This window comes from Pseudomonas sp. E141, assembly GCF_052659885.1.
This window is the reverse complement of the sequence record NZ_CP084024.1, coordinates 3,692,901-3,719,203: the sequence shown is the minus strand read 5'-3', so window position 1 is coordinate 3,719,203 and position 26,303 is coordinate 3,692,901. Positions and strand designations below refer to the sequence as shown.

The 26,303-nt window shown below is 56.9% G+C and carries 28 protein-coding genes, 1 tRNA gene and 2 pseudogenes; 21 read left to right on the top strand and 10 right to left on the bottom strand.

The window, feature by feature from the left end; translation table 11 throughout:
• The first annotated feature begins 174 nt into the window (after positions 1-174).
• Positions 175-251, top strand: a tRNA-Val gene (locus GKKCFE_RS16580).
• A gap of 129 nt (positions 252-380) precedes the next feature.
• Here the strand turns inward: GKKCFE_RS16580 and GKKCFE_RS16575 are convergent.
• Positions 381-668 carry an antitoxin gene (locus GKKCFE_RS16575; RefSeq protein ID WP_445576853.1) on the bottom strand — a complete coding sequence of 96 codons (288 nt, stop codon included), beginning with the start codon at positions 666-668 and terminating at the stop codon, positions 381-383.
• Positions 669-1,086: 418 nt separating this feature from the next.
• Here GKKCFE_RS16575 and GKKCFE_RS16570 point away from each other — a divergent pair.
• The 7 genes and pseudogenes from GKKCFE_RS16570 to GKKCFE_RS16540 all read left to right on the top strand — a co-directional run.
• Positions 1,087-1,629: pseudogene (locus GKKCFE_RS16570) on the top strand (NlpC/P60 family protein); the annotation flags it as partial.
• Between the two features lie 331 nt (positions 1,630-1,960).
• Positions 1,961-2,980, top strand: coding sequence for a hypothetical protein (locus tag GKKCFE_RS16565; protein ID WP_339491153.1), 1,020 nt, complete (start codon positions 1,961-1,963; stop codon positions 2,978-2,980).
• 179 nt (positions 2,981-3,159) lie between these two features.
• Positions 3,160-3,504 (top strand): hypothetical protein, encoded by a 345-nt coding sequence (locus tag GKKCFE_RS16560; protein ID WP_339491152.1) that lies wholly within the window; start codon positions 3,160-3,162, stop codon positions 3,502-3,504.
• Between the two features lie 382 nt (positions 3,505-3,886).
• Positions 3,887-5,131: a serine hydrolase domain-containing protein gene (locus tag GKKCFE_RS16555; protein ID WP_316911994.1), complete on the top strand. Its 1,245-nt coding sequence runs from the start codon at positions 3,887-3,889 to the stop codon at positions 5,129-5,131.
• A 49-nt stretch (positions 5,132-5,180) separates the two neighbouring features.
• Positions 5,181-5,651, top strand: a complete 471-nt coding sequence (locus GKKCFE_RS16550) for a hypothetical protein (protein ID WP_316911993.1) — start codon at positions 5,181-5,183, stop codon at positions 5,649-5,651.
• Between the two features lie 858 nt (positions 5,652-6,509).
• On the top strand, positions 6,510-6,839 hold the full coding sequence (locus GKKCFE_RS16545) for an MFS transporter (protein WP_188251356.1): 330 nt from the start codon (positions 6,510-6,512) through the stop codon (positions 6,837-6,839).
• Complete coding sequence (locus tag GKKCFE_RS16540) at positions 6,836-7,180, top strand: hypothetical protein (protein WP_316911992.1); 345 nt, start codon at positions 6,836-6,838, stop codon at positions 7,178-7,180. Before GKKCFE_RS16545 ends, GKKCFE_RS16540 begins: the two co-directional genes overlap by 4 nt.
• Positions 7,181-7,251: 71 nt before the next feature.
• Here GKKCFE_RS16540 and GKKCFE_RS16535 read toward each other — a convergent pair whose 3' ends face one another.
• Positions 7,252-7,590: a YceK/YidQ family lipoprotein gene (locus GKKCFE_RS16535; RefSeq protein WP_188251354.1), complete on the bottom strand. Its 339-nt coding sequence runs from the start codon at positions 7,588-7,590 to the stop codon at positions 7,252-7,254.
• 564 nt (positions 7,591-8,154) lie between these two features.
• On the opposite strand from GKKCFE_RS16535, the gene GKKCFE_RS16530 reads away from it, so the two are divergent.
• Positions 8,155-8,355, top strand: a complete 201-nt coding sequence (locus tag GKKCFE_RS16530) for a hypothetical protein (protein WP_188251353.1) — start codon at positions 8,155-8,157, stop codon at positions 8,353-8,355.
• Between the two features lie 31 nt (positions 8,356-8,386).
• Here GKKCFE_RS16530 and GKKCFE_RS16525 read toward each other — a convergent pair whose 3' ends face one another.
• Together GKKCFE_RS16525 and GKKCFE_RS16520 are read right to left on the bottom strand one after the other, a co-directional pair.
• Entirely contained in the window at positions 8,387-8,602 is a 216-nt protein-coding gene (locus tag GKKCFE_RS16525; protein ID WP_214914446.1) for a DUF6434 domain-containing protein, read from the bottom strand.
• Between the two features lie 126 nt (positions 8,603-8,728).
• Positions 8,729-9,403: pseudogene (locus GKKCFE_RS16520) on the bottom strand (AraC family transcriptional regulator); the annotation flags it as partial.
• Between the two features lie 274 nt (positions 9,404-9,677).
• Between GKKCFE_RS16520 and GKKCFE_RS16515 the strand changes: the two are divergent.
• From GKKCFE_RS16515 to GKKCFE_RS16495, 5 genes are all read left to right on the top strand, one after another.
• Positions 9,678-10,184: an AAA family ATPase gene (locus GKKCFE_RS16515; protein ID WP_139049567.1), complete on the top strand. Its 507-nt coding sequence runs from the start codon at positions 9,678-9,680 to the stop codon at positions 10,182-10,184.
• Between the two features lie 182 nt (positions 10,185-10,366).
• Positions 10,367-10,564: a hypothetical protein gene (locus GKKCFE_RS16510; protein WP_047228562.1), complete on the top strand. Its 198-nt coding sequence runs from the start codon at positions 10,367-10,369 to the stop codon at positions 10,562-10,564.
• A gap of 205 nt (positions 10,565-10,769) precedes the next feature.
• Complete coding sequence (locus tag GKKCFE_RS16505) at positions 10,770-11,138, top strand: hypothetical protein (protein WP_047228561.1); 369 nt, start codon at positions 10,770-10,772, stop codon at positions 11,136-11,138.
• A gap of 161 nt (positions 11,139-11,299) precedes the next feature.
• Positions 11,300-12,010, top strand: a complete 711-nt coding sequence (locus GKKCFE_RS16500) for an AzlC family ABC transporter permease (protein ID WP_173406747.1) — start codon at positions 11,300-11,302, stop codon at positions 12,008-12,010.
• Positions 12,007-12,315 carry an AzlD family protein gene (locus GKKCFE_RS16495; protein ID WP_445576852.1) on the top strand — a complete coding sequence of 103 codons (309 nt, stop codon included), beginning with the start codon at positions 12,007-12,009 and terminating at the stop codon, positions 12,313-12,315. Before GKKCFE_RS16500 ends, GKKCFE_RS16495 begins: the two co-directional genes overlap by 4 nt.
• Before the next feature lie 49 nt (positions 12,316-12,364).
• Here the strand turns inward: GKKCFE_RS16495 and GKKCFE_RS16490 are convergent, their stop codons facing one another.
• Entirely contained in the window at positions 12,365-12,571 is a 207-nt protein-coding gene (locus GKKCFE_RS16490; RefSeq protein ID WP_047228558.1) for a hypothetical protein, read from the bottom strand.
• Positions 12,572-12,775: 204 nt separating this feature from the next.
• Entirely contained in the window at positions 12,776-13,990 is a 1,215-nt protein-coding gene (locus tag GKKCFE_RS16485; protein ID WP_445576851.1) for an MFS transporter, read from the bottom strand.
• Between the two features lie 125 nt (positions 13,991-14,115).
• On the opposite strand from GKKCFE_RS16485, the gene GKKCFE_RS16480 reads away from it, so the two are divergent.
• The gene (locus GKKCFE_RS16480) at positions 14,116-14,634 is read left to right on the top strand and encodes an anti-virulence regulator CigR family protein (RefSeq protein WP_107322251.1); all 519 of its coding nucleotides are present in this window, start codon (positions 14,116-14,118) and stop codon (positions 14,632-14,634) included.
• Between the two features lie 99 nt (positions 14,635-14,733).
• Here the strand turns inward: GKKCFE_RS16480 and GKKCFE_RS16475 are convergent, their stop codons facing one another.
• Positions 14,734-16,578, bottom strand: coding sequence for a sigma-54-dependent Fis family transcriptional regulator (locus GKKCFE_RS16475; protein WP_274090741.1), 1,845 nt, complete (start codon positions 16,576-16,578; stop codon positions 14,734-14,736).
• 418 nt (positions 16,579-16,996) lie between these two features.
• Between GKKCFE_RS16475 and GKKCFE_RS16470 the strand changes: the two genes are divergently transcribed.
• The 6 genes from GKKCFE_RS16470 to GKKCFE_RS16445 are packed head-to-tail and all read left to right on the top strand — an operon-like array spanning position 16,997 to position 22,946.
• Positions 16,997-18,091: an ABC transporter ATP-binding protein gene (locus GKKCFE_RS16470; protein WP_047228554.1), complete on the top strand. Its 1,095-nt coding sequence runs from the start codon at positions 16,997-16,999 to the stop codon at positions 18,089-18,091.
• Positions 18,091-19,200 (top strand): ABC transporter ATP-binding protein, encoded by a 1,110-nt coding sequence (locus tag GKKCFE_RS16465; protein ID WP_047228553.1) that lies wholly within the window; start codon positions 18,091-18,093, stop codon positions 19,198-19,200. Before GKKCFE_RS16470 ends, GKKCFE_RS16465 begins: the two co-directional genes overlap by 1 nt.
• Positions 19,197-20,063, top strand: coding sequence for a carbohydrate ABC transporter permease (locus GKKCFE_RS16460; RefSeq protein ID WP_047228552.1), 867 nt, complete (start codon positions 19,197-19,199; stop codon positions 20,061-20,063). The genes GKKCFE_RS16465 and GKKCFE_RS16460 overlap by 4 nt, the downstream gene beginning before the upstream one ends.
• 10 nt (positions 20,064-20,073) lie before the next feature.
• Positions 20,074-20,874, top strand: a complete 801-nt coding sequence (locus GKKCFE_RS16455) for a carbohydrate ABC transporter permease (RefSeq protein ID WP_047228551.1) — start codon at positions 20,074-20,076, stop codon at positions 20,872-20,874.
• Between the two features lie 10 nt (positions 20,875-20,884).
• Entirely contained in the window at positions 20,885-21,157 is a 273-nt protein-coding gene (locus tag GKKCFE_RS16450; RefSeq protein ID WP_047228550.1) for a DUF2160 domain-containing protein, read from the top strand.
• A gap of 46 nt (positions 21,158-21,203) precedes the next feature.
• Positions 21,204-22,946, top strand: a complete 1,743-nt coding sequence (locus GKKCFE_RS16445) for an ABC transporter substrate-binding protein (RefSeq protein ID WP_047228549.1) — start codon at positions 21,204-21,206, stop codon at positions 22,944-22,946.
• Positions 22,947-23,136: 190 nt separating this feature from the next.
• Here GKKCFE_RS16445 and GKKCFE_RS16440 read toward each other — a convergent pair whose 3' ends face one another.
• The 3 genes from GKKCFE_RS16440 to GKKCFE_RS16430 form a co-directional block, all read right to left on the bottom strand.
• On the bottom strand, positions 23,137-24,078 hold the full coding sequence (locus tag GKKCFE_RS16440) for an alpha/beta hydrolase (protein ID WP_107322253.1): 942 nt from the start codon (positions 24,076-24,078) through the stop codon (positions 23,137-23,139).
• A 280-nt stretch (positions 24,079-24,358) separates the two neighbouring features.
• Positions 24,359-25,150, bottom strand: coding sequence for a ChbG/HpnK family deacetylase (locus tag GKKCFE_RS16435; protein WP_445576850.1), 792 nt, complete (start codon positions 25,148-25,150; stop codon positions 24,359-24,361).
• Positions 25,122-26,300, bottom strand: a complete 1,179-nt coding sequence (locus tag GKKCFE_RS16430) for a GNAT family N-acetyltransferase (protein ID WP_445576849.1) — start codon at positions 26,298-26,300, stop codon at positions 25,122-25,124. The genes GKKCFE_RS16435 and GKKCFE_RS16430 overlap by 29 nt, the downstream gene beginning before the upstream one ends.
• Positions 26,301-26,303 lie beyond the last annotated feature (3 nt).

The following is a 26,303-nucleotide window of genomic DNA, read 5'->3' as shown; positions in this document are numbered from 1 at the left end:
TCTGTTTTATATTTTTTACGAATGCGCCGATCCTACCCGAGATAAAAATCAGCCGCCAGCCACCGCCAAATCTTCGGTGCTTTGGCGAAATTAAATATTTTGCATATTCATAGGGTTAGGTGAAAAAAAGGTATTGACACCCCTTCGGAATTCCGTAGAATGCCGCCTCACAGCAGGCACGTAGCTCAGTTGGTTAGAGCACCACCTTGACATGGTGGGGGTCGTTGGTTCGAGTCCAATCGCGCCTACCAAACAAAATCCGCTCTGCTGGGCGGTCTAGAAGGGTCAACCGAGAGGTTGGCCCTTTTTTGCGTCTGGGGTTTGGGGAGGCTTGTTATAGTGGAAGCCACTGATAGCCGATACGCGGGCTTTTTCGCTACTCAACGGCCATTGGCGATATCTGCTTCGGCCTCGCCAATCAGATCGTCGAGAGATACTCGAACAGGTGTTTCGTTGGCGTCGAGACGTGCCTTGACCAGGTGTACGAGTTCCAGTTCGTCCAGGCGCTCGACCATCGCCTCATAGACATTCGCCGGGACCATGTAGCCCACAACGCGGTTGTGGTTCAGCACGGCCACAGGTAAGCCATTGGTGCTGCTCAAGGCGGAAGATGGGGGCTTCATGAGTTCAGATACGCTGACGGCCACATCGGCCAGAATATTTTGCATGGATATGACTCCTGAATAGGTCTTTATTCTGGTCTTTTTATTCTGGAGTGACCACTGCCCAGAATCTCCATGCGAGGCCCAAGTCCAGTCAAACCACGGGACATCGATCAGTCCGTCGTGCGTATGCCGCTGGCGTATTTGCTCCGCTACCTTCTTCACCAGTGAGCATCCCGACGCTTAGTTTTCATCCTTGCTGATTTATGTCAAAAGCGGGCGACTTATGAGTCGCCCGCTTTTTGTAGGTCTCAGTTTCTAAAAGCAAGGACTCGGTCCGATTGTCTACCGCTTGCGCTGACATCAATCCGCAGTAGAAAAGGGGACAGATTTATTTTTACTTCGCTGCGCTGAGAGTTTTCATCGAATGGATTCGCTTGGATCAACTGGCAGCCGGCTAGAAAATAAATCTGTCCCCTTTTTCCCGGACGCCACAAGCCGACCGTCACCGCGCGACCTGGCAATGTGCGAGGCGACGGTCATGCCCTGGCACATCCTGAGCTGGCCGGAGGGCGACTTGCGGACGGTGGTACCCGCCGGCGAGACGCCATTGCTGAAGCGCCCCTTCGTCCACGGTGCCTGGGACTGCTGGCAGGTCTGCGCCGACTGGTACAAGCGCGAGTAGGGGCTTGAGTTCGAAGCTTTCAAGCGCGCCGACGGCTGGTGGGAGAGCAAGGACAACACCAGCCTGTACGAGGTGAACTACGAGGCCGCCGGCTTCTACCGCGTCGACCAGCCACAGCGCGGCGACATGATCGTGACGGAGGTTGGCCGGGCGGCTCACCCGAACCATGCCGGGATTTTCCTCGGTGCTGACCCGGGGCTGCCTGGCGAAGACGCCGAGGCCTTCGGCCCCGGGTCTTTTATGTTGCACCACCTGTATGGGCGCCCGAGCGAAATCATCGTCTTCGGCGGGCCATGGCTTGACCGAACACGCCTGATACTCCGGCATAGCCAAACGAATTAGCCACGTGATCCGACAGGGCTGTGGGCGTGCGGACCAATCAGCGTTTCGTGCCGGGAAGCCCTGGAGCCATGAAGTCGTCAGTATCTGGCTCTTAATGCTAAAAAAATCAATGACTCAGAGTTAAAGCTAATTGATGCGTTTGCCTTGAACGTCAACTAGGACCGACTACTCTTGTCAGCAGTGCAGGTGCCAAGATGATTAGCTAGATTTAAGAAATGGAAATAAATATTAGACGGCACAGCATGGTGTTGTTCAAAGAGGATTTATGACTTTTAATCGTGATAATTGGTTTTGTTGGTGGTCTCAGTAGGATCAATATGGAGCGTGATCTATGAAATTCATCGTTTATAATGTGGCGCGTTCAGAGTTTCGCTTGGCTAAATCAATCTCTAAGCTAAATAGGTTTCCAGTTCAACTCGATTCTGGAACTGCTTGGGTACACATAGAAGATGGTGAGCTGAGTAAAGGAGAAAGGATTGCGTTAGGGGCGAAGTTTAGAATTGCGACATTCAGTTATTTTAGGGAGGCGTACGAGCTGGCAAATCTTCTAAAAATAAAATACCCAACAAGTAAGTTTGTAGTCCCCGGTGCCTCGCCAAAAATTCTCAAATGGGCATTGCTGAGGTTGAACTGCAATGTTGTAACTGTTGACGTAAGTGGGGTGGAGCCGTATCGAGTCTCTATTTTAACAGCGGACAGCAAACTTGATAAGGGGGATAAGGTGGTTGAAGATGGAGGCCGGAAATTTCATTTTAAGTTCGTGGCTCCTCAGTCCCAATTTATTCAGTACCTGAAGAGTAAGATCCAAAAAGATCCGCAAAAGCTGTTCAATACGATCGTTATTTTGGATTTCAATGACTCTGGTAGCGGGTTGTATGCGCTAAAAAGGGATACGGAGAGTCTGTTCAAGGACTTCGGCTTAAGAGTAAATTATAATGGGGTTGATATGGTGCCTGAAGTTATTGCTGTTTCAATTGCTGACTCGCCGGATCCCAGTGTAAATAACCCGACGGAAAAAGATGTGATAAGAAAGCAAATGCGCGACCTGTACTTTAAATCAATCGATGACTCCATTTCTCAGGGGCACAAGGCGGAATTTAAGAATCTTGGTGACGCGATGCAGCTTGGACACCTAAAGGCTAGCATTGGAAGAAATGCTGAGAAACGGGAGTATAATAACTCCGGGCACTGGGCAAACCCTAAAGTTTTGACCGCTGGAAAAGAGCAAGAGAACTACCAGCGTAATAAAAAGCTTTATCAGTCTGCGTTTCAGCTCGAAATCCCTAAACAGCTGTACCAGTACATAATAGATGCAACGTTTGTTGGCGATGGGCGACAAATCGATGCCTAAGTGTATCTGGTCGTTTTTACGGTCGATTCTTGCATAGACCTTGAGCAAACAGAGGTGATAATAGAATACAAGGCTCGTAAATCAAAATAGTTGGGGTGTTTGGACTGCACCGTCTAGTCCGGCGCGGGCTTTTTCGTTCCCAGTGATATTCTGCATCCGTTCCCACAGGAGTGACTTGCATGAAATTTATCCTAGGAGTGCTGGCGGTATCGATGTTGGTGGGGTGTGTATCTCCCGGCGACCTTGAGTTGAAAGCTCCGAGCATTTTGGCCAGTACCGATAAAGACCCTAAGCGTTATGCGCTGTGCGTATTTCCACGGTGGCAGGACGCCCGCAGCGATGTTTCTATGTCCGAGACGGAGCATGGCTATCGGCTGATCGCGGCTAGCAACAATCTGACGGACGAGTTACTGAGCGTCAGAAAGACACTGAAAGGCAGCTCGGTACAGCTGTACCAGCGTATGGCTTGGGCGCCAGGTTATGGGCGTAGCAATATGGAACTGGCGGTGAAAAGCTGCCTGTAAAGCGAACAACAACATCAAGCCGCCTCAGGGCGGTTTTTTTATGCTCGGAGAAATCATGTCAGCCATCATCGCTACCTCTCACGCAAGATCTGTAGAAAAGGGGCAGATTTATTTTTACTTCGCTGCGCTGAGAGTTTTCATCGAATGGATTCGCTTGGATCAACTGGCAGCCGGCTAGAAAGTAAATCTGTCCTCTTTTAGCCCCTATGCCAGAACTCGTGTCTGTCTGTAGTTGACGTTGAGTTGCACGCAATTCTTTATCCCTGACGAGACGCAAACAGCATCGTCCTTCAGCTCGGGCGCGATTCCAATGAGTAGGCTATGGTTCAAGCGGGCGCGTGCCTTAACGTGCGTGAATAGCAAAGCAAAAAAAGGATAGGTTATGCACTCATCCGCTATTTTTCGTGCGGCTTCGCCTGGTCGCTCGCTGCTTCTCTCGCTCGGTCTGCTCGCTGCGGGTATCACCTCGGACGCATGGGCTGAGGATTATCCCCACGCCCAGGAACCGATTGGCACCGTGGAGCAGATCTATGACGGCGCAATGCTCCCCGATCTGGCGGTCAGTACCTACCGCAACATCGACCGGCTGTTCCCCACCCACAGGATTAAAGCCGGCGATCACCCGTATGCGCTGCCGAAATCAGACAAACAGTTGCCCAACGTTCGCTTCACTGTCGGGGACAAAAAGTACGACCTGTATGACTTCGTCGCACTGGACAGCATTACGGCGATGCTCGTGCTCAAGGACGGCAAGATCGTGTTCGAGACCTACCAGCGTGGCAACACCGAGAAAACCCGATGGATGTCGATGTCGATAGCCAAGTCCATCACCTCCACGCTGGCGGCTGCAGCGATCAAAGACGGCCTTATCAAGGGTCTTGATGCGCAAGTGGTGGATTACGTTCCCGAGCTCAAGGGCAGCGCCTATGAAGGTGTGACCGTGCGCAACGTGCTGATGATGTCTTCGGGCGTGAAGTGGAACGAGACCTACACCGATCCGGCGTCCGATCGTCGCGCGCTACTCAAAGCGCAGATATCGCAGAAACCGCGTTCGGCCATGGCCTTGATGGCAAGTTTGCCGCGAGCGGCCGAGCCCGGCACGGCCAACACTTACAGTACTGGCGAAACGCAGGTACTCGGCGAGATCGTCCGTGGCGCTGTGAAGATGCCGCTGGCCGATTATCTATCGCAGAAGATCTGGCAGCCGTTCGGTATGGAGAGTGATGCCCGGTGGTGGCTCGATTCGCCTGATGGCGTGGAAATCGGTGGCAGCGGTATCAGCGCCACGCTGCGCGATTATGGACGCTTCGGGCTGTTTTTCATGAACGGCGGCAAGATCAATGGCACGTCGATTCTGCCCGATGGCTGGGTCAAGGAGGCGACGCTGCCGACCAGCCTCAAAGGCGGTAAGTCCCTGGATTACGGTTACATGTGGTGGACGGCGTGGACCGAGCCATCGGTGAAAGACGGCGCCTATTCGGCGGTCGGTATCCAGGGCCAGAACATCTACGTCAACCCTGCCAATAACGTGGTGATTGTCACCTTCGGTGCCCAGCCCAAGCCGGTTGACAAAGAGCCGATCGACCCGATGGTGTTCTTCGATGCCGTGGTAGCTGCGTTGAAGTAATTCGCGCGTCGGTGAGCCGACTAATCACTGGCTCCGTGGTGATAGCGCCATGCTGGCAGTTTTGTGGTGGGTGGGGTTGAATAGCGCAATCCACGAATGGAGTACGGGTCGGTTTATGCAGTTCAAGCGCGGGTTCAAGATCCTCGGTTTCGCTATGCTTATAGCTATGGCGGCTGGTTGTAAGTCTTACACTGAGAAAGCGGCGGAGGGGTTGCCAAACTCCCATACAGCAGGTATTCGGGCGATAGAGAAGACGCTCACTATTGCCAGCGTAGATGGAGCAGATACCCTATATGCTTTGTATACGCAGCGGACCGAATATCGCTTGTCCCCAGGAAACCATCGCCTGGAAGTAAAGAAGTGGACGGGAACGCGCGCGACTAGATCGATTTTTCGGGACGTTAATCTGAAGGCCGGGCGGGAGTACGGTCTTAAGGCTGTGCCAAGTGAAGACTGGTGGGACTTTAGGATTGATGATATGGAAACTGGTGAGCGGATAGATACTCCGATCATCCCCTAAGCGCTTCACTCGTCCCCCTAATTGCTGCGTTAATCTGACCCAAAAGGAGACAGGGGACAGATTTGTTTTTTGCTTCGCTGCGCTGAGAGTTTTCATCGAATGGATTCGCTTGGAGCAACTGACGGCTAGAAATAAATCTGTCCCCTTTTCCATCTGGCTGTACTACGGCGCTAAGTGGGCCGCGGTGCGAGTCGGCCGCCAATACGGCACGAGCGAAGGCAAGGCCCGGGAGCTGATCAAGGCCGGCGTTACCTGGGTGGATTGCGTCTTGGAGCGGATGAGGGAGGCAGCTTGAAAAAAGAGTTGTCCATATGGAATAGCTCTGTTTTCATAGCACCGTGTTCAGCTTTTCAAGCGCGACACCACAGAGAAAGCCCGGCCATTGCGCCGGGCTTTTTTGTGCTTATATGGAAAGAGAAAGAGCCGGCATTATCGGGCTTTTAGTTTCTGATTGGGCCGCCGATACATTCACCACTCATTTCAAATGGATGTAATCGGATGGTCATCTACTTGCTCCTGTCGGGGCTCGGCTTAATGGTTGCTATGCAGCTGGTCATTTTCTGCGTTGCCATAAAAAATTCGTTACCCCAAGCCATGCTCTGCTTAGTCATACCTTTTTACGTGTACGTCTATGCGAAGAAAGACTCACAAGCGAAGGTGTTCCTCTGGGGTTGGTATTTGGGAATTGTTTTGCTCACTGCGGGGGTCGTGGCCTCAGCTTAAAGATATCTCCACATATTTATGAGCCTCGGCATTTGCCGAGGCTTTTTCGTTTTCGGCTCCACTACACCCATTGCTCTGAGCTGGGAGTGCTGCTGGAGCTGATTCAAATTCAGTCATACCTACGGAGTTGAGCGCATGGAATTCCTGCATCGCCTGCTCGACAAGCTTCACTGGGCACTGGCCGGATTGATTGGCGCGATTGCCACCAGTTTCTGGCACCGTGATGACTTGGTAGACCGAAAGGCCTGGGCCATCTTCATTTTCTCGGGTGCGGTCTGTCCCCATTACCTGAGGGGCGTGATTAGTTCCTATTTCGGGATGGTGGAGCCGCGCAGCGTTTCCGGTGTTGGTTTCCTCTTGGGCACCTTCGGTGGTTCACTCATCGCCGCCATCACCCGGGCCATCAAAGCCGCTGACCTCTGGGCTTTTATTCGCCAGAGGTTCGGGGGAGGCAATCCACCATGAATCTTGAACTGATCAACTTCATCGCCTGCGGCATGATCGCCTTGTGGGCATTCTGGTGCGTGGTAAGTGGCAAGGTGAGGGACGGCATCCTCGGGAAGCTGATCTACTCGGCTATCGCCATCAGCGTGTACGTGGTCACTACCCGGCATGACAGCTTTCTGTTCGGCCCGACCACTGCCGGGCTGACGCTGCACATCGCCCTGGCTCTGGCCGGCATCCATCACCTGTTCATGGTCACCTACTGGCAGCGGGTAAAAGCCTGGATCTGCCGACATCTGAACTGTGAGCATTGCATGCGGTGTGACAAGGCGCCCGGCGGGGTCGAACGCCGACCCAAGTAAGTCGGGGTGCGCTTCTGAATATGCGAAGCCGGGACAGCTGCAAATGGTCCGCCCGTGATCAGCTTGCCTTGCTATTCGAAACGCGCTTTCCTGATATCGCCGTGCTTGTTTTGCAGATAGACGGAGTAAGGCAATAAGAGAGTGTCCGCGACAGCTGAGAGGCCCATGTCGAGTACAATAAGTGCTGGGGCGGGGTGTCCATCGAAGCCAGTGTTTTGCCGTGGTTCCGCATCCAGTGTGCAGTAATCAAAAACTGCACCGCTATAGATTCGTGGAACCGAGTCACAGTGGGAATGCCAGCGAGCCAGTTTACCGCTAGCCACAGCATCATCCCGAAAGGTCGTATTGATCGTCCCGCATCCCGACGCTGAAGCGACCGCGAGCACCAACAGAATGCACCTGAAATTCATTGATTCAAGTCCTTTAGAAGAATTTTGGATTGTAGACGAGTGGGTGGAATCGCGAATTCTCAGTTCATAGGTTTCGACACCTTTCGCGCATCAGCAAATTGTGTCGCGGCACTGGAGAGGGTTATGGCGACGATAAGCGTCAAGCTCAAGTCAACTCGCCGCCGGTGGGTTATTCCGTGGTGAGTTGCGCCGCCTACTTGATCGCCGCTGCCAAGAATGCCGGTTTGCCACAGGGTTTAGTTGTAGCAATTCTGCATGTGCAAGCTCCCGACGAGATAGCGCGTATGGCGACCTGAACGGCGAAGATGAACTAGTCCAGGTCAACACTCGCGAAACTTGTAGCAGAACTGCTTGTGGCGGATGCTGAGCTGGAAAGGCGTGAAACTTTGAAATTTTTGCTGGAACGGGCCCCTCCATTTGATCTCTTTCGAAGTGGTCTTGGGCTAGCTTTATCGCCGATTGGGGGCATCGGCGGTGGAATGGGTGGAACCCTGCATAGCGTTCTGCCGTGCGATGTATTCGCGTCGAAACTGATGAAGCAACACGCCCGAGGACGAATAATCAATGCCCAAGAAACTTCAGGAAAGCAAGACAGCGACGGCTGCTGAAATTGAGCGCTCCATCCAGGCACTGAACAAAGTGGCAGAACGCCTCTGGGGCGATGGTCGGGAGGCTGAGGCGAAAGCCCTGCTCGATGCCTTGGATGCTTTAAACAGGGCGCTCGACAGGATCAGGATTGGAGAGAGCCGCAGGGTTCTTCATTGAGCATTTAGAGTTTTACATGACGCCTGCTCGTTCAATGGGTATCACGATTGCGCTGCAGCCACTCATCGACGACCTCTCCAAGCGTTTTAGGTACGCCATCACGTATCCAGGCCATAAAGCCTTTATCAAATTTAAACTTCGCGCCGCAGTGCTCCACCATGAATCTACGGACGTTCTGTGTGTTTCGGTAATTCTTGCAAACTGGCGTATCTCTTGTGAGCTGATCACTGTGCCAATTAAAACTCATGGGCGCGGGCTCCATGCTGAGTGGTCTAATTTGTGAGTTCATGGCATGGGATGCTTGGCGTCTTGCAAGCGGTATCCACACGTCCACGTAACCCTTCTCTCGGGAGGGTTCGAAATCCGGACTGTACTGCTCGAACTCAGGCGCGTCGGCAAGCTCGTATTCGGATTCAGGCAGCCAGTGATTGAAAATCGTGAAGAACGTCTGATGGATCGTCGAGATGTGGCCTTGGTGTCGAAAAACCACATAGTCTTGCCGCGGCACCCTGAAATACCGAAAAGCCGAAGGAAGACCGTCAACGCAGGACACCTCTGTGCCGGCAATGTACTCAAAACTACCGTCCAGTTCAGGATTACAACACAGGCCATAGCTCCAGCTGTTTACCTGATCTAGAACCTGTCCCAGGTAGGGGGAGAACGCTTGCCATAGGCCGACGATGCCTTCGTTCCTATCGAAGGTAAAACGATCCCCAAGACCCGCTATGAAAAACGCTGCTCTGGTTTCAAAACGGGGTTTGGGGAGTGTTACAAGTTTCCTTTCTTTCATACGTAATGGCTCCACCAGCGAGAGATGTGCATCCTCGTGCCCACGCACCTGCTTCGGAGTGAACCCAAACAGATCGCAGAAGGCGCGCGTAAAAGCTTCATGGGAGCCATAGCCAGCATCCAGCGCTACTTGCAGGATATCCGGTGCGCCTCGACGCAAGGTCAGTGCCGCTTGGCTCAAACGCCGTGCACGGATGTAACGCATCACCGACCAACCCGTCGACACTGCAAACAAACGGGCCAGGGCAAAGGGAGACATGTTGCAATGGCGCGCGACACGTCCCAGATCGAGTTGGGATCCCAGTTCCAGCTCGATGTACCACAAGGCCCTTTCGATACTCAGCATGACGAATCTCGATGAATGCTGAAGCGACGTTATCAAATGAATGGGGACAGTATTTGATCGTTATTGCGGTTTCCGCTTTCCACGCTAGGGCATATGAACGACCTCCACGTCTGCCTGCGTGCATATCAAGGACGAGCCATAAGGCTACTGCCTACACTGGATTAACTCACTCATCGAAGGATATGGAATGCTCATCGTCTTCAGCGGCCTTCCCGGCACCGGAAAAACGACTATCGCCAATGATCTCGCCGCGACAACAGGCGCCATGTACCTGCGGATCGATACTATTGAGCAGGCGATTCGAAACTCGGGCGCTCTTGCGCAAGATGTGGGGCGCAGTGGTTACATGGTCGCCAATGAGCTTGCGCGGAGTAATCTTCGTTTGGGCCGCACGGTCATTGTTGATTGTGTCAATCCCGTCCTCGAAAGCCGAATCGCGTGGAGCGAAATCGCCTCACACGCTGGTGTCCTATTAGCAAATATCCAAGTGGTCTGTTCCGATAAAGATGAACATCGACGCCGGGTCGAAACAAGGATGGTTGATGTTCCAGGGCTGACTCCACCAACCTGGCAATCGGTACTGGATCATGAATATGAGCCATGGGATGAAGCTTCGTTTTGCATAGACACAGCCTTGGTCTCTCCGGTGCAAGCGGTCTCGATGATCATCGACCGATTCCTGTCCCGTGAGTAACGTCGGCGCGCGGCGCAGTCCACTCAGAACTCCGTGTCCAGCGCCAACGCTCCCTGAATCCACCGATCCAAACTCCGGTTTTTTCTGTACCTGCCGTTCATCCATTGCCCGGCACTTGCAGTTGCCCAGACATCTCTGATGTTTAAGCGTGGAAATCCCTCGCGTCAGAACGGAGAGCCAACATGGAAATCGACGAGAATGCCCCTGGGAACAAATCCCAGCAGGACGTAACCCGTGGCACGGATAATGAAACAGGCCACGATCCCAAGAAGGACGGCCCCGAGGTTCCATTGCCGGCGGATGACGAGGCTCCTGTCGAGGAGGATATGTCTGATGTGGAGGCGGCCGATTCGGTGGCGAGTGAGCATCCCGACGCTTAGCTTTTGTCCTTGCTGATTTATGGCAAAAGCGGGCGACTTATGAGTCGCCCGTTTTTTGTAGGTCTCAGTTTCTAAAAGCAACGACTCGGTCCGATTGTCTACCGCTCGCGCTGACATCAATCCGGGGATCTGCTTGATCTTGCGCGAAAAAATGATGCTGGTATGGTGGCGCCTCGTTTAAATCAGCGTTCAAGAGGGATCTTCTATGCACTCATTTTTCGCCAAGACCTTTGGGGGTCTTACTACCAGCTACTACATCCGCCAATTCCTTTTTGGGCTGGTGTTCGCTGTGATGATCATCTCTTTGGCCGCCAATGGCCCTGGAGGAATCGGTGCCAAGCCTGGGCTGATTGTGTTGGCGGTCATCAACTCATTGCTCTATCCGTATTCTCGGTTCGTCTACGAAAGCGTTGTTGGCTACATCATGGGTAACAACGTTTTTTTCGTGAATGCGCTGTTCATGCTGATAGTGAAGGTTTTCACCATGGCGATGTGCTGGTCGTTGGCGATTTTCATAGCACCGGTGGGGCTGGCGTATCTGTTCTGGCGTAATAGCCGGTCGGCGGTTGAGTAAGTCAGCAGTTCAGTGCGTTCGCAGTGATAACTGACGAGAATGGCTAAAGGAAGCCCTACATTGAATCGTAGGGCTCCCTATGACTTCTTTGTTGACACGGTTCCTGTCTTGCGGCCCTGGGTTGTTCAAGTGACGCAGCAAATATTTTAAGAGGCCATCTCTTGTCGAACGTAGAATCTCGCCTGCATGAACTAAAGCTCAATCACATCTACGACGGCTTCAAACAGCTGCTCCCCATTTCTCTGTTCGTCGTTGTATTCGGCGTCGCCTTTGGCCTGGCCGCAGCGCAGTCAGGGCTGAGTGATGTTTCAGCCGTGCTCATGAGCACGCTGGTATTCGCCGGCGCTTCTCAATTTGCTGCGCTGGATCTGTGGGGCCAACAGGTCCCGGTCGTTCCGTTGATGATCACCGTCTTTGCCATCAACGCCCGGCACCTGTTGATGGGCGCCACGCTCTACCCATGGCTACGGGAGCTGCCGGTTGCCAAGCGTTATGGGGTGATGCTGGTGGTCTCGGACGCCAACTGGGCCATGGCGATGCAAGCGTTCAGCCGTGGAAAACCTGGGCTGGGGCTTTTATTTGGCGGTGGCATCGCGCTCTGGGTCGCCTGGATCCTGGGCAGTTGGCTGGGGCTGCACTTTGGCAGCGCCATTGAAGACCCGGTCAGTTTCGGGCTCGACATGGTGATGGGGTGTTTCCTGTTGGCGATGGTCGTGGGCGGGAAGAAGAACCTGCGCATGCTCATCATCTGGACGGTGGCGGCCTGTTCATCGCTGTTGGCCTACTGGTATCTGCCGGCTAACAGTCATGTCGTGGTGGGGGCTTTGGCGGGAGGTATTCTGGGCGCGTTGTGGATGGAGAAAAAACAATGAATATCGACACGGCGGGCCATGGCACCCTGATCATCATCCTGATCATGGCCATCGTGACGTTGGCGACCCGCTGGGGCGGTGTTTTCGTGATGTCGTTCGTGCCGATCAACTATCGGGTGCAACAATTCATCACGGCGATGTCCGGCTCGGTATTGGTGGCCGTGCTTGCCCCGTTGGCGATCGAGGGTGACAACGGCGCGCGCCTGGCTTTGCTGAGCACTGCAATCATCATGGTGATCGTGAAGAAACCTCTGCCGGCGATTGCGGCCGGGATACTTGCAGCCGCTTTAGTCAGGCAGTTGTGAAGCCATGTCGCCCGCTCACAAGCGGGCGATGAATTCCAAGCAACACAGGTCAGAAGTTCAGGGCCAATGCCTCCCCAAACGAGTGGTCCTGAACGCCGGCCATGAAGTGCAGTGGCATCTTCTGTTTCGCCTCGACCGGCGCAATGTCAAAACTACCGACTATTTGACTGTGAAGTGCACGTAGCCGTATCGACTCTTCTTCCTTTGCCTTTGCCATTCTCGCGTGGTTCGCTGCGATTTCATTGAGAGTTGACACGGTACATCTCCGGTGACTGACCAGCAGTGATAAGACGGCCGCCGCGTCAGGGTTACGTCGCCCTGGGGCTGCCATGACAAGTCGGTGCAAACCCTGAGCCAGACGTGGCGGCGAAATGCGCGTCACCTTCCATTAGCGACGAATGGTGGGCACCGGGAAACTCTAACCGCCCACAGATGAATATTTAAAGACGCGGGGGACTTCTCAAGCGTCTGTGTCGGCGCCATAGCCGTCCGGCATGCCTGCCGTCTTGCTGAAGAACGCGACCACGGTGATGCCGATCAGGCTGGTGGCAAGCGCCAGCAGCAGGATCACCTGCTGCGTTCCGACGGGCGCTGCCAGCAGTGCGACCAGCAGCCCCGCCAAGGGCTGTGACAGGTTGTTGAGCAGGGTAATGACGCCGACGGTCTTGCCAAAATCCTTGGCTGGAATGACCTGCTGGCGAATGCTGCGCATGTAGACGTTGAACATCTTGTCGAAGCCGACGATCAGCAGAAATCCGACGACGTAACCCCACACTGTCGGGCTGAATGCTGTGATGAAGGCGCCGGCGGCGATCAGCGTGTAAGACACACTGCCCAAGACTCTCAAGGGCAAGGTCACCCGCGCCAGGAAGAACAGAATGATGATAGTGGTCACGGCCCCGGCTGCCTGTAACCAGGCGTAGTAGTCCTTGCCGGCGCTGTACTCGCCGATCACCATGGCCGCCGAGGTGGCGAGGGTGACGCCGATGATCAGGTTGACCCCTACGGCCAGGCCGATGATTTTTTTCAGCTCGGCCAGGTTGCGGATGTGACCGAAGGCAATGCGCAGCGGGTTCAGCCAGACGTCGTGATGTTGCTCGAAGGTTTCCAGCGTAACCGCGCTGGTGCGCTGCCAGAACAGCATGGCCAGGTCCGCCAGCAGGAACAGTACGGCAATCGCCAGCACCACCCAGTGCCAGGCCCATACCTCCAGCATCAGCGCGGCGATCAGCGGGCCCAGCACCAGCCCGGTCTGGTCGGCGATCTGCGAGTACGACAAGGTCTTGGTGTAGGTGTAATGCTTGAAGATGTAGGGCATCACCACTTCGCGAGCCATGATGCCCTGGGTGGTCCATACACCGCAGACCGCCGAGAGGGCGACGATCCAATAAATGCCGCCAAAAATCATGAAGAGCACCACGGCGGCGATGCACATCACGGCGCGATAAACCTGGCTGATGTGCAGGATTCGAATGGGCGAGAACTTGTCGCACAACGCCCCGCAGATCGGGAACGACAGAAAGCGTGGCAGGGATTCGACGAAGAAGGCCAGGCCCGCCCAGGAGACGCTTTGGGTGGTCTGGAAAACAATCAGCGGGACGATGAACAGCAGTATCTGGTCGGCCAGCCGTGAGAGGAACATTGAAACGAAAAAGGCCAGGTAATCCTTGCGCATGGAGCTCCTTGGAAACGTCGTTGTACGGTATCGGGCCTTGCTGTCAGCGCGCAGTATGATATGGAACTAATATCACTGTTAGCCTCTATATTCACAGGGATGTTCCCTTTTCAGTGAGAACCACCATGTTCAAATCGCGCTCGTTGATTGTTGCGGTTACCTGCTTCGCCCTCGTGGCGGGTTCTACCGCTGTAGTGGCGAACCCGGGTAACGACAAAGGGAACGCCAAATTCGATCAAGGCCAGGGTCAAGGACAAGGAAACAAAGGCGGGCAGGGCAACAAGGGCGGTCAAGGCAACCCAGGTAGCAATCAGGGCGGCAAAGGTAACCAGGGCGGCAAGGGCAACCCATCGGGTGGTGATTGGCACAACGGCCCCAGCATCGACCGCGGCGGCATTCTCGGCCTGGTGAGCGGTCACCGTGATTATTGGAGCCCCGGTCCGCCACTGCCGCCGGGTATCCAGAAAAACCTCGCCCGAGGCAAGCCGTTGCCACCGGGCATTGCCAAGAAGCTGGACGGGCGCTTGCTGGGGCGCCTGCCGCACTATGACGGGTACGAATGGCAGCAGGTGGGCACGGACCTGATTCTGGTGGCGATTGCCACCGGCATCATCTATGAAGTGCTTAACGGTGCGTTCGACTAAAGCGCCAATGGAATAAATAGCAGCCTCATTCGGAGTGATGCCAGTCAGTTAAGCGAATCGCCTGTGGGAGTGAGCAAGCCCGCTCCCACAGGTTTTGCATCAGCTTTCAAGTTGTCGCAGGCGCTTGTACAAGGTGTTGCGGCTGACCCCCAGCCGCCGCGCCAGGTGCGAAATGTTCCCCCCCACCGCCTGCAATTGGCGGTTCAGGTCCTCGACATCGTTCAGGTCGACCGTCAGCGGCTCCGGTGTTTCCACCGGCTCCATTTCAAGATCAATGAAGAAGTCGTCAGGCAGATGTTCCGGGCGGATCGGCTGCTCTTCGGCCATCGCCAGGGCCACTTGCAGCACGCTGCTGACCTGGCGCAGGTTGCCTGGCCATGGATGGCGTTCGAACAGATCCAGCACTTCGCGGCTCAGGCCGGCCCATTGTGTGGGTTCACGGTGGTGCTCCCAAAGACGTTTGAACAGGGCCTGTTTGTCATTGCGTTCGCGCAGGGGCGGCAGTTCCAGGGTCAGGCCGCCGATGCGGTAGTACAGGTCTTCGCGGAACCGGCCCAGTTGTACCTGTTCGCGCAACGAGCGGTTGGTGGCGGAGATGATGCGAATGTCCACCGGGAACAGCTCGGCGCTGCCCACCGGTTGTACGCAACGCTCTTGCAATACTCGCAGCAATCGGGCCTGAGTCGGGAGGGGCATGTCACCGATCTCATCGAGGAACAGGGTGCCGCGGTCGGCCTTGCGGATCAGGCCGATACTGCCTTTTTGATTGGCGCCGGTGAAGGCGCCTTTTTCATAACCGAACAGTTCCGATTCCACCAGCTCGGCGGGGATCGCCGCGCAGTTGACCGCAATGAACGGCTGCTTGCTGCGGGAGCTGGCCTGGTGAAGGGCTTTGACGAACACTTCCTTGCCGACCCCGGTTTCGCCGTGGATCAGCAGTGGAATGTCCTTCTCCAGCAAGCGCTCGGCCTGGCGTACGGCTTTTTCCACGCGGCTGTCGCCGAAGTGCAGGGTATTGAGGCTGATCACGTTCGCGGCGGGGGCGGACGAGGGCGCTGGCTCGCTGAAGACCCGGGCCTTGACCGTCACCTGTTGCGGGCGTCTGAGCAAACACTGGAAGCGATTGCTCCCCGACGCTTGCAGGGCGAACGGCAGGCCGTCGGGCTGGTTCAGCAGCTCCAGCAGCGAAACCTTGAACAGGCTTTCGATGCTCACCCGTGACAGGCGCAGGCCCAGCAGATTGTCGGCGCGGCGGTTGGCGGAGAGCACCTGGCCGGTTTCATCGAAAATCAGCAGCCCGGCCCATTGGCTGTCGAGGTTGTTCAAGCCGGTGTTGAAGGTCAGTTGGAAATGCTCACCGCGAAACAGGTTGAGGATCAGCCGGTTTTCCACGGTCTGGCTCATCATCTTGACCATGCCCAGGGTGTGGGAGGGCGGCAGGTAGCTGTCGCTGGAAACGTCCAGCACTGCGATGACCTTGCGCTCGGCGTCGAAGATCGGCGCGGCGGAGCCGGTCATGAAGCGGTTGGCCTTGAGGAAGTGTTCATCGTGTTCAATGTGCACCGCCTGTTCACAGGCCAGTGCCGTGCCGATGGCATTGGTGCCGCTGCAGCGCTCCATCCAGCTCGCCCCGGCGCTGAAACCATGGGCCAGTTTCGGTTCGATAAAGCGCTGGGTCCCCCACGAGGTCAGCACCTGGCCCTGGTTGTCGGCCAGCATGATCAGGCAATTGGAGTTGCTCAGGATATTCTCGTAATACGGCAGGACTTCCTGGTGGGTGGTCTGCACCAGCGAATGCTGGCTTTCCAGCAACTGGGCAATGCCTTCGGCGGGCAATTGATCGAAGGCAGGCACACTCTGGTGATTCAGGCCAAAGGCGCGGCAGCGGGACCAGGAGGCCTGGATGATGGCTTCGTGGGACAAGGCTGGAGCAGGTGCGGCCATGGGGCACTCTCGCAGATGTTGTTTTTATTGTTGTGATAAGTCTCGCACATCCTCCTTGTGCTGGGGCATGCCTGAATGCCACTTGATACACGAAACCTGTGGGAGCGAGCCTGCTCGCGATAGCGTTTGATCAGTAGCATTGATGGGCCTGACACAAAGCTATCGCGAGCAGGCTCGCTCCCACAGGATCGAAGTCAGGCCGGCCGAAAACCTTTATTCAGTGTTGTTCAAAATTGTTCATTGTCAACCAGCAATCTGTTCAGTTGTTCAGTCAGGTTGTTCATTTTCGTTCATCAACGAACGTTCTTTTCTGAAGGAAAAGAGAAAAAATCAGCAGGATCATGAGCTTGTGATTTCTGGCACGGCTTTCGCTTTTAGACTCGGGTCGCTTGACTCCAAATAATAAAAAGGCCGAGCCATGTCATTAACGCTTGAGCACATTTGTCGCACCGTCGAAGGCCAGACCTGGATCGACGATGCCAACCTGAGTTTCGAACCCGGATCGTTCAACGTTCTGCTGGGCCGCACGCTGTCCGGCAAGACCAGCCTCATGCGCCTGATGGCCGGTCTGGACAAGCCCGACAGCGGTCGCATCCTGATGAACGGCGTTGATGTCACCCAGCGCCCGGTGCGCCTGCGCAACGTGTCGATGGTCTATCAACAGTTCATCAACTACCCGACCATGACGGTGTTCGAAAACATCGCCTCGCCGCTGCGCCAGGCCGGTGTGTCCAACGAGGTGATCCAGAGCAAGGTGCTGGAAACCGCGAAGATGCTGCGTATTGAGAAGTTCCTGCAGCGTCACCCGCTGGAATTGTCCGGCGGCCAACAGCAGCGCACCGCCATGGCCCGGGCACTGGTCAAGGACGCCGAACTGATCCTGTTCGACGAGCCCCTGGTGAACCTGGACTACAAGCTGCGTGAGGAACTTCGCCAGGAAATGCGCGAACTGTTCCAGGCCCGCCACACCATTGCCGTCTACGCCACCACCGAACCCAACGAAGCCCTGGCTTTGGGCGGCACCACGACGATTCTGCATGAGGGTCGGGTGATCCAGAGCGGCAAGTCGGCCTCGGTGTATCACCAGCCGCAAACCGTACTGGCCGCCGAGCTGTTCTCCGAGCCACCGATCAATCTCATGCCGGGCCGCATCGCCGGCAATGAAGTAAGTTTCGCCAATTTCGTGCACTTTCCGCTGAACGTCGATCTGCGGCCGGTGGGCGAGGGTGAGTTCCGCTTCGGCGTGCGGCCCAGTCATATTTCCCTGGTGCCGAGCAACGACGACGACCTGGAACTGGCGGTGACCGTCGAGGTGGCCGAGATCAGCGGTTCGGAGACATTCCTGCACGTGCGCAACGAGCATTTCCTGCTGGTGCTGCACTTGTCCGGCGTCCATGAATACGACGTGGATGAGCCGATCCGCATCTACATTCCGACCCACAAACTGTTTGTCTTCGATGCCCAGGGCAAGCTGGTCCAAGCCCCAGGCCAGCGTATTGCGAGGGTTGCCTGATGGCTGAAATTCGTTTGCAGAACCTCGCCCACAGCTACACCAGCACCCCGGCGGGCCCAGAGGATTACGCGATCCGCGAGATGAACCACATCTGGGAGCAGGGCGGCGCCTATGCGTTGCTCGGGCCATCGGGCTGCGGCAAATCCACCTTGCTCAATATTATTTCCGGACTGCTGAGCCCCTCCGAAGGCCAAGTGATGTTCGACAGCAAAGTCGTCAACGACCTGACCCCGGAGCGCCGCAACATTGCCCAGGTGTTCCAGTTCCCGGTGGTGTACGACACCATGACGGTGTTCGACAACCTGGCCTTCCCACTGCGTAACCAGGGCATGGCCGAGGCGAAAATTCACACCAAGGTGCAGGAAATCGCCGAGGTCCTGGACCTGCAGAACCTGCTGGACAAAAAGGCCCGCAACCTCACCGCCGATGAAAAACAGAAAGTCTCCATGGGGCGCGGGCTGGTGCGCGACGATGTGTCGGCGATCCTCTTCGATGAACCGCTGACGGTGATCGACCCGCACCTGAAATGGAAACTGCGGCGCAAGCTCAAGCAGATCCACGAGCAGTTCAATATCACCATGGTCTACGTCACTCACGACCAGTTGGAAGCTTCTACCTTCGCCGACAAGATCGCGGTGATGTATGGCGGTCAGATCGTGCAGTTCGGTACGCCTCGGGAGTTGTTCGAGCGTCCGAGCCACACCTTTGTCGGCTATTTCATCGGCAGCCCGGGGATGAACCTGATCGAGGTCACGGCACAACCCGGCGGCGTCGGTTTCGCTTCCACCCACTTTCCGCTGTCCGAAACGTTGCAACGCGGTATTGCCCAGGCCGAAGGCAAAAGCCTGAAGGTCGGTATTCGTCCTGAATTTGTCCATGTCTGGGACGGGCCTTACGACGATGCGATGCGGGCCGATGTGGTCCACGTCGAGGACCTGGGCACCTACAAGATCCTCACCCTCAACCTCGATGGCGCGCCGATCAAGGTGCGCCTGGCCGAAGACAAACCGGTGCCCGAAGGCACTGCGTACATCAGTTTTCCGGGCCAATGGCTGATGGTGTATGCCGATGAATACTTGCTGGAACCGTTGAGCGAGGTGCAGCCATGAACAAGGTGCAGAACAACAAGGCCTGGTGGCTGGTGTTGCCGGTGTTCCTGCTGGTGGCGTTCAGTGCGGTGATCCCGATGATGACCGTGGTCAACTATTCGGTGCAGGACATCTTCGACCAGTCCAGTCGTTATTTCGTCGGTGCCGATTGGTACAGGCAGGTGCTGCTCGATCCACGGCTGCACGACTCGTTACTGCGCCAGTTCATCTATTCGGCGTGCGTACTGCTGATCGAGATTCCGTTGGGCATCGCCATCGCCCTGACCATGCCGACCAAGGGCAAATGGTCGTCCCTGGTGTTGATCATCCTGGCGATCCCGCTGCTGATTCCATGGAACGTGGTGGGCACCATCTGGCAGATTTTCGGCCGCGCCGACATCGGCCTGATGGGCTCCACGCTCAACGCCATGGGCATCAACTACAACTATGCGGCCAACACCATGGACGCCTGGGTCACGGTATTGGTGATGGACGTCTGGCATTGGACGTCCCTGGTGGCGCTGCTCTGCTATTCCGGGTTGCGGGCGATTCCGGACGTGTATTACCAGGCCGCGCGAATTGACCGGGCCTCCAACTGGGCGGTGTTCCGGCATATTCAGTTGCCGAAAATGAAGAGCGTGCTGCTGATCGCGGTGATGCTGCGCTTCATGGACAGCTTCATGATCTATACCGAGCCGTTCGTGCTCACCGGCGGCGGGCCGGGTAACGCCACCACGTTCCTGAGCCAGACCCTGACTCAGATGGCCATCGGTCAATTCGACCTGGGCCCGGCGGCTGCGTTTTCCCTGGTGTACTTCCTGATCATTCTGTTGGTGTCGTGGCTGTTCTATACCGCCATGACTCATTCCGACGCCAACCGTTGAGGCCCGCGCCATGAGCAAGAGAAAGCTGATTCCGTTGCTGATCTACATCCTGTTCCTGCTGGTGCCCATCTACTGGCTGCTGAACATGTCGTTCAAGAGCAACACCGAGATCCTCGGCACCCTGACGCTGTGGCCCCAGGATTTCACCTTCCAGAACTACAAGGTGATCTTCACCGACCCGAGCTGGTACACCGGTTACCTGAACTCGCTGTACTACGTCAGCCTGAACACGGTGATTTCCCTGGCTGTGGCGTTGCCGGCGGCCTATGCGTTTTCCCGCTACCGGTTCCTGGGGGACAAACACCTGTTCTTCTGGCTGCTGACCAACCGCATGGCGCCGCCAGCGGTGTTCCTGCTGCCGTTCTTCCAGCTGTACTCGTCCATCGGGCTGTTCGACACTCATATCGCTGTGGCCTTGGCCCATTGCCTGTTCAACGTGCCGCTGGCGGTGTGGATCCTCGAAGGGTTCATGTCCGGGGTGCCGAAAGAAATTGACGAGACTGCCTACATTGACGGCTACAGTTTCCCCAAGTTCTTCGCGAAGATCTTCATCCCGTTGATCGGCTCCGGCATCGGCGTCACGGCGTTTTTCTGCTTCATGTTTTCCTGGGTCGAACTGTTGCTGGCGCGCACCCTCACCTCGGTGAATGCCAAGCCGATCGCGGCGGTCATGACCCGCACGGTCTCGGCATCGGGTATCGACTGGGGCGTGCTGGCGGCGGCGGGGGTGTTGACTATCCTGCCAGGCATGCTGGTGATCTGGTTCGTACGCAACCATGTGGCCAAGGGCTTTGCCCTGGGCCGGGTCTGAGGAGACGATGATGGAATGGATGAACTGGACCGGCCCGACGGCGGCCTTCTTTGGTGTCATCGCCTTGCTGCTGGCAGGCATGACTACGTGGGAACTGCGTTCGCCGAGTATCCCTCGGCGCGGTTTCCTGCCGATTGCCACCACCCGTGGCGATCGGTTGTTTATCGGTCTTCTCGGTAGCGCCTACCTGCATCTGCTGGTGATCGGCGCCACCGACTGGAGCATCTGGATAGCGTTCGCGTTGTCTTTGGTGTGGCTGTTGGCAGTGATGCGGTGGGGCTAGTCGAAGGTTCGACGATCAGGCTCTTAAACCCAAACAGGAGGTCTCTATGTTCGATAAAAACAATAAGCTGCGACATAGCGTTTCATTGGCAGCCGTGCTGGCACTCAGCGGGTTGAGCGCTGCGGCCTGGGCCGACGCCTATGAAGACGCGGCGAAAAAATGGATTGGCAGTGAATTCAAGCCGTCTACCCTGACAGCCGAACAGCAGCTCGAAGAGCTCAAGTGGTTCATCAAGGCGTCCGAGCCATTTCGCGGCATGAAAATCAACGTGGTGTCGGAAACCATCGCCACCCACGAATATGAATCCAAGGTGCTGGCCAAGGCCTTCAGGGACATTACCGGGATCGAGCTGACCCACGACCTGTTGCAGGAAGGCGACGTGGTGGAGAAGCTGCAGACCCAGATGCAGTCGGACAAGAACATCTACGACGGTTGGGTCAATGACTCGGACCTGATCGGCACGCACTTTCGCTACGGCAAGACCGCATCGATCACCGATATGATGGCCAACGAAGGCAAGGCCTACACCTCGCCGACCCTGGATCTCAAGGACTTCATCGGCACTTCGTTCACCACCGCGCCGGACGGCAAGCTCTATCAACTGCCGGACCAGCAGTTCGCCAACCTGTACTGGTTCCGCGCCGACTGGTTCGAGCGGGCCGACCTGAAGGCCAAGTTCAAGGAAAAGTACGGCTACGAGCTGGGTGTACCGGTGAACTGGTCGGCTTATGAAGACATTGCCAAGTTCTTCACTGAAGACGTCAAGGAAATCGACGGTAAGCGCGTCTACGGTCACATGGATTACGGCAAGAAGGATCCGTCCCTGGGCTGGCGCTTTACCGATGCCTGGTTCTCCATGGCCGGTGGCGGCGACAAGGGCCTGCCCAACGGCTTGCCGGTGGACGAGTGGGGGATTCGCGTCGAGAATTGCCATCCGGTCGGCTCCAGCGTGACCCGTGGCGGCGACACCAACGGCCCCGCGGCTGTGTTCGCCACCACCAAATACGTGGACTGGATGAAGAAGTACGCGCCACCGGAAGCGGCGGGCATGACCTTCTCCGAATCCGGCCCGGTGCCGTCGCAAGGCAACATCGCCCAGCAGATCTTCTGGTACACCGCTTTTACGGCCGACATGACCAAACCGGGCCTGCCGGTGATGAACGCCGATGGCACGCCGAAATGGCGCATGGCGCCGTCGCCGCGCGGACCGTATTGGGAAGAGGGCATGAAGCTGGGCTATCAGGACGTGGGCTCCTGGACGTTCCTCAAGTCCACGCCTGAGAAGCAGAGGCTGGCCGCCTGGCTCTATGCGCAGTTCGTGACGTCCAAGACCGTATCGCTGAAGAAAACCATTGTAGGTTTGACGCCGATTCGTGAGTCGGACATCAACTCTCAGGCCTTGACCGATCTGGCGCCGAAACTCGGTGGGCTGGTTGAGTTCTATCGCAGCCCGGCCCGTGTGCAATGGACCCCGACCGGGACCAACGTGCCGGACTATCCACGCCTGGCTCAGCTGTGGTGGAGCCACATCGCCGAAGCCGCCAGCGGCGAGAAGACTCCGCAACAGGCACTCGACGGGTTGGCCAAGGATCAGGACGCAATCATGACCCGCCTGGAACGCTCCAAGGCCCAGGCCACCTGCGCCCCGAAAATGAACCCTGAGCGCGACGCGCAATACTGGTTCGACCAACCGGGCGCACCGAAGCCGAAACTGGCCAACGAGAAGCCTAAGGGTGAAACCGTGAGCTACGCCGAGCTGCTGAAATCATGGGAGGCGGCGCGTAAATAAGCTGGACCTGCAATGAATGAACGGCACCGCAAGGTGCCGTTTTTTTTTTGCTGCCGGCCCCTCGACGCGCAAAACGGTGGGAGCAAGGCTTGCCCGCGATGGCGGTGGCACATCCCGCATTAATGCCAACTGACCCGCCGCCATCGCAAGCAGGCTCGCTCCCACAGGGGGATTGGGTGGCGGAGTTGAATCAGCCCGCCTTGGCCGGGCTGGTAGGAGGGTGTCCGGCCACTGGCGATGGCCCGGCTTTCATCAGGGCCTCCAATGCTTGGCGGTAGGTGCTGCCCGCCAGGTTCATACTGTTGTTGTGGGTTGCGCCTGGCACCAGCAACAGACGCTTTGGCTCCAGGGCGGCGTTGAATAATTGTTCGCTCAAGCGTGGCGGGACGTAGCGGTCGGCGGCGCCGTGCACCACCAGCAACGGCATGTTGATCTCGCGGATCTTGTCGATGGAGTCGAACTTCTGCGACAGCAGCCAGCGCACCGGCAGGGAGGTGTTCGCCATGGCGGTGGCGACATCGCCCAGGGAGGTGAACGTGGATTCGATGACCAGACCTCGGGCGGGCACGAGGCTACCGTCTTTCGCTGCCTTCTGGCCAAGCTCCGCGGCGAGGTCTACCGCCACGGCGCCACCCAGTGAATGGCCGTAGATCAGCCGCAGGGCCGGGTCCGGTTGCAGCACTTCAAGACGCTGCCAGGCAATGCGCGCATCTTCATAGACGCTGGCTTCCGACGGCAGATCGCCCTGGCTTTTGCCGAAACCACGGTAATCGATGGCCAGCACCGAAAAGCCCAGGGCCCTTAACTGCCGAATACGAAACAACTGACCGGTCAGGTTCCAGCGCACCCCGTGCAGGTACAGAATCGCCGGCGCGTTCTTGCGTTCGGCCGGCCACCACCAGCCGTGGATATTTTCCCCGGCCTTGAAGCTCTTGGGCTTGAGGTCGAACTCCTGCACGTCGCCCGGCAAGCCGCTGAACCAGGTTGCCGTACCCGGCTCGATCCGAAACACCAGTTCACGTTCCTTGTGCTGCAACACGCCACAGCCCACCGGCAGCCCGACCACCATCGCGCTCATGCACAGCAAAGCCAGCCAGCGTCGCCCAAGACGGGAGATAAGAGACGAAGACATCGATGCGATTCGCTACTCAAGATCAAAGCTGCCTTTTAGCAGATTCTGCTCAGAGTACGCAGGGATTTCGGACGGTGTGCCCGTGGCGAGGGAGCAAGGTCCTGATTCTTTCTGATCACGCCCAAGTCGATGTCGACGTCCAGGAGACGCAGACTCATTGATTGCGCGAAGCGATCAACCAGCGTGCCTCGCTGATGCGGCGGGCTTTGGTGACTGAGATGATCTTGTGGGGAGGGAGTAAATCCCCCCACAAGATAAAGCCTTCATGGCAGCGGGGGAATTACGCACTCTCAAGCTGAACTGGCTCAAATGTCCGCTCAGTCTTGCCATACCCCACCTTCGGCACTCCCGCCAGGCGCTGATGCAGCACCTGGGTCAACGAGCAGCCAGGAGCCAGGTAGGCGTCGCCGAAGTCCCCATCCAGTTGCACCGGATGAACAATCACCTCCAGCAAACCATGGTCCGGTGCTGCGGTGTGCTGCAAATCGGCCGGCGTGCAGACATAGTCAGCCGTCGCGCCGCATAAACGACGCAGGCGGCGGTTGAGCAAGGCCTTGAAGATGCGCTTGGGTACAGTCAGGTTTGCTCCTAGGTTACGCGCCAGGCGAATGGGCACACCTTGGCGCGCAGCGAAGCGCGCGACCTGTTCTCCGATGGGCCAGATGTTGTGCACGTGCTGATGCGAGTCCAGGTGGCTTGGACGCAATCCGTGATCCAGGCAGCGTTGCCATTGCGCCTGAAGTTCGTCCTCTATTGCCGCGATGTCTTTTGAGCCCAGACGTAGGCAATAGCGTGACAGACTGAAGTCGAACTGGCCGTGCGCATCGCAAAACGCCGGGCGCGACTTTATAGCCTGGCTCAACGGCTGCCCATGGCTGAGATTGAAATGCAGGCCGATGCGCCCGTTGAGCCGGGGCTGTCGGGACTGTACGCACGCCTGCTTGAAGCCCGGCATATTGGCCATTATGGTCGCGGAACTGATGAGGCCTGCTTCGAAGGCTCGAACGATTATCGTGTTTTCACTGAAGCACAGTCCGAAGTCATCAGCGTTGATGATTACTTGGTGGGGCATGGGAGATCTCCTTTTCCTTGGGGATAGAAGGTGAATCTGTTGCGGTGGTTTTTTGGGGCGGGTGTTTGCGAAGCCAGGGTTTAAGACTTTTCCAGAGCCGCAAGGCGAGCCCGAGGATCAGGCCATCGGGTTGCCACGAATAAAAACTCCAACGCCAGTGCTCCAGTTGTCCGGTCATGCGTTCGTGCAATTGATGGCTGGAATTATCGAGACTGACCCGTGACGCATCGATCCACCGCCAGTTTTCGTCCAGCCCCCAGCGGATCCATTCTTCGAGCAATACACGGCCGCTGCCCAGGTCGGCATGCTGCGGCAGGAACGCCAGGTTGTAGTCATACAGTCGCCCCTGGTCCAACAGACCGAGGCGATAGCTTATGCACTCGCCGTTCAGTTCCAGCATCACTATCCGCACCAGGCCTTGGGCGGCGAGGGCGGTGAAGGCGTGATTCATCCACTGACGGCGCCTGGGGTCGGCGAAGATCCCGACACCTTCCTCGCCTTTCCAGCTGGCGGCCTCGACATCGGCAATCGCCCGCAACAGCTGCCCCATGCTGATAGCGTCCGGCGTCACTCGACGGATTTCGGCGCCGCAAGCGGCGATTCGCTTGCGCGCCCGGCGCAGTTTGTAGCGTGGATCGCCGGAAACTTCCTGATGGTCGCTGTCGCTGATCAGGTGCGCCGGAACCCGGCAACTGAGCCGCCGCTCTCCGGTGGAACTCAGTGCCATCCAGGCGCTAAGAACGCTTTGCTCGCCAACCGGCTCCACCACTTCATTCAGTTGCAGCATCGCGTGGGGCACATGCTGACGGATCTGCATCAGCGCCTGGCCCATGCCTTCGGCGTCCAGGCGCGCCATCAGAGCGATGCGGTCGGCCAGGGGGTAACCCAAGTGATGCAATACTCGGAACCGCAGTCCGCTGATACGCTCACGTCCCGAAACCAGGGGCAGGCATAGAGACAGGTCCTGGTCCTGCCAGCCCAGTAGCACATGCAATTGCTGATCGGGCAACAGGGCAAATTCCGCCGCTTGCAGCCAGGCCAGGGTGTTGAACGGTGTTGCGTCGGACACCTGGGATCGCAGCTGTTCGTAAGCTGAAACAGGAAAGTCCGCCGCGCCCAGAGAGCGACACCATTGAAAGCGGATCGCCATGGA

What these genes read in the sequence shown, in the direction of transcription:
- GKKCFE_RS16495 (WP_445576852.1), top strand. Translation starts at nt 12,007, where the DNA reads ATGAATATCGACACGGCGGGCCATGGCACCCTGATCATCATCCTGATC.
- GKKCFE_RS16505 (WP_047228561.1), top strand. Translation starts at nt 10,770, where the DNA reads ATGCACTCATTTTTCGCCAAGACCTTTGGGGGTCTTACTACCAGCTAC.
- GKKCFE_RS16435 (WP_445576850.1), bottom strand. Translation starts at nt 25,150, where the DNA reads ATGCCCCACCAAGTAATCATCAACGCTGATGACTTCGGACTGTGCTTC.
- GKKCFE_RS16545 (WP_188251356.1), top strand. Translation starts at nt 6,510, where the DNA reads ATGGAATTCCTGCATCGCCTGCTCGACAAGCTTCACTGGGCACTGGCC.
- GKKCFE_RS16475 (WP_274090741.1), bottom strand. Translation starts at nt 16,578, where the DNA reads ATGGCCGCACCTGCTCCAGCCTTGTCCCACGAAGCCATCATCCAGGCC.
- GKKCFE_RS16555 (WP_316911994.1), top strand. Translation starts at nt 3,887, where the DNA reads ATGCACTCATCCGCTATTTTTCGTGCGGCTTCGCCTGGTCGCTCGCTG.
- GKKCFE_RS16575 (WP_445576853.1), bottom strand. Translation starts at nt 668, where the DNA reads ATGCAAAATATTCTGGCCGATGTGGCCGTCAGCGTATCTGAACTCATG.
- GKKCFE_RS16460 (WP_047228552.1), top strand. Translation starts at nt 19,197, where the DNA reads ATGAACAAGGTGCAGAACAACAAGGCCTGGTGGCTGGTGTTGCCGGTG.
- GKKCFE_RS16560 (WP_339491152.1), top strand. Translation starts at nt 3,160, where the DNA reads ATGAAATTTATCCTAGGAGTGCTGGCGGTATCGATGTTGGTGGGGTGT.
- GKKCFE_RS16540 (WP_316911992.1), top strand. Translation starts at nt 6,836, where the DNA reads ATGAATCTTGAACTGATCAACTTCATCGCCTGCGGCATGATCGCCTTG.
- GKKCFE_RS16450 (WP_047228550.1), top strand. Translation starts at nt 20,885, where the DNA reads ATGGAATGGATGAACTGGACCGGCCCGACGGCGGCCTTCTTTGGTGTC.
- GKKCFE_RS16470 (WP_047228554.1), top strand. Translation starts at nt 16,997, where the DNA reads ATGTCATTAACGCTTGAGCACATTTGTCGCACCGTCGAAGGCCAGACC.
- GKKCFE_RS16440 (WP_107322253.1), bottom strand. Translation starts at nt 24,078, where the DNA reads ATGTCTTCGTCTCTTATCTCCCGTCTTGGGCGACGCTGGCTGGCTTTG.
- GKKCFE_RS16465 (WP_047228553.1), top strand. Translation starts at nt 18,091, where the DNA reads ATGGCTGAAATTCGTTTGCAGAACCTCGCCCACAGCTACACCAGCACC.
- GKKCFE_RS16485 (WP_445576851.1), bottom strand. Translation starts at nt 13,990, where the DNA reads ATGCGCAAGGATTACCTGGCCTTTTTCGTTTCAATGTTCCTCTCACGG.
- GKKCFE_RS16550 (WP_316911993.1), top strand. Translation starts at nt 5,181, where the DNA reads ATGCTGGCAGTTTTGTGGTGGGTGGGGTTGAATAGCGCAATCCACGAA.
- GKKCFE_RS16525 (WP_214914446.1), bottom strand. Translation starts at nt 8,602, where the DNA reads ATGAGTTTTAATTGGCACAGTGATCAGCTCACAAGAGATACGCCAGTT.
- GKKCFE_RS16455 (WP_047228551.1), top strand. Translation starts at nt 20,074, where the DNA reads ATGAGCAAGAGAAAGCTGATTCCGTTGCTGATCTACATCCTGTTCCTG.
- GKKCFE_RS16535 (WP_188251354.1), bottom strand. Translation starts at nt 7,590, where the DNA reads ATGAATTTCAGGTGCATTCTGTTGGTGCTCGCGGTCGCTTCAGCGTCG.
- GKKCFE_RS16445 (WP_047228549.1), top strand. Translation starts at nt 21,204, where the DNA reads ATGTTCGATAAAAACAATAAGCTGCGACATAGCGTTTCATTGGCAGCC.
- GKKCFE_RS16510 (WP_047228562.1), top strand. Translation starts at nt 10,367, where the DNA reads ATGGAAATCGACGAGAATGCCCCTGGGAACAAATCCCAGCAGGACGTA.
- GKKCFE_RS16515 (WP_139049567.1), top strand. Translation starts at nt 9,678, where the DNA reads ATGCTCATCGTCTTCAGCGGCCTTCCCGGCACCGGAAAAACGACTATC.
- GKKCFE_RS16480 (WP_107322251.1), top strand. Translation starts at nt 14,116, where the DNA reads ATGTTCAAATCGCGCTCGTTGATTGTTGCGGTTACCTGCTTCGCCCTC.
- GKKCFE_RS16530 (WP_188251353.1), top strand. Translation starts at nt 8,155, where the DNA reads ATGCCCAAGAAACTTCAGGAAAGCAAGACAGCGACGGCTGCTGAAATT.
- GKKCFE_RS16565 (WP_339491153.1), top strand. Translation starts at nt 1,961, where the DNA reads ATGAAATTCATCGTTTATAATGTGGCGCGTTCAGAGTTTCGCTTGGCT.
- GKKCFE_RS16430 (WP_445576849.1), bottom strand. Translation starts at nt 26,300, where the DNA reads ATGGCGATCCGCTTTCAATGGTGTCGCTCTCTGGGCGCGGCGGACTTT.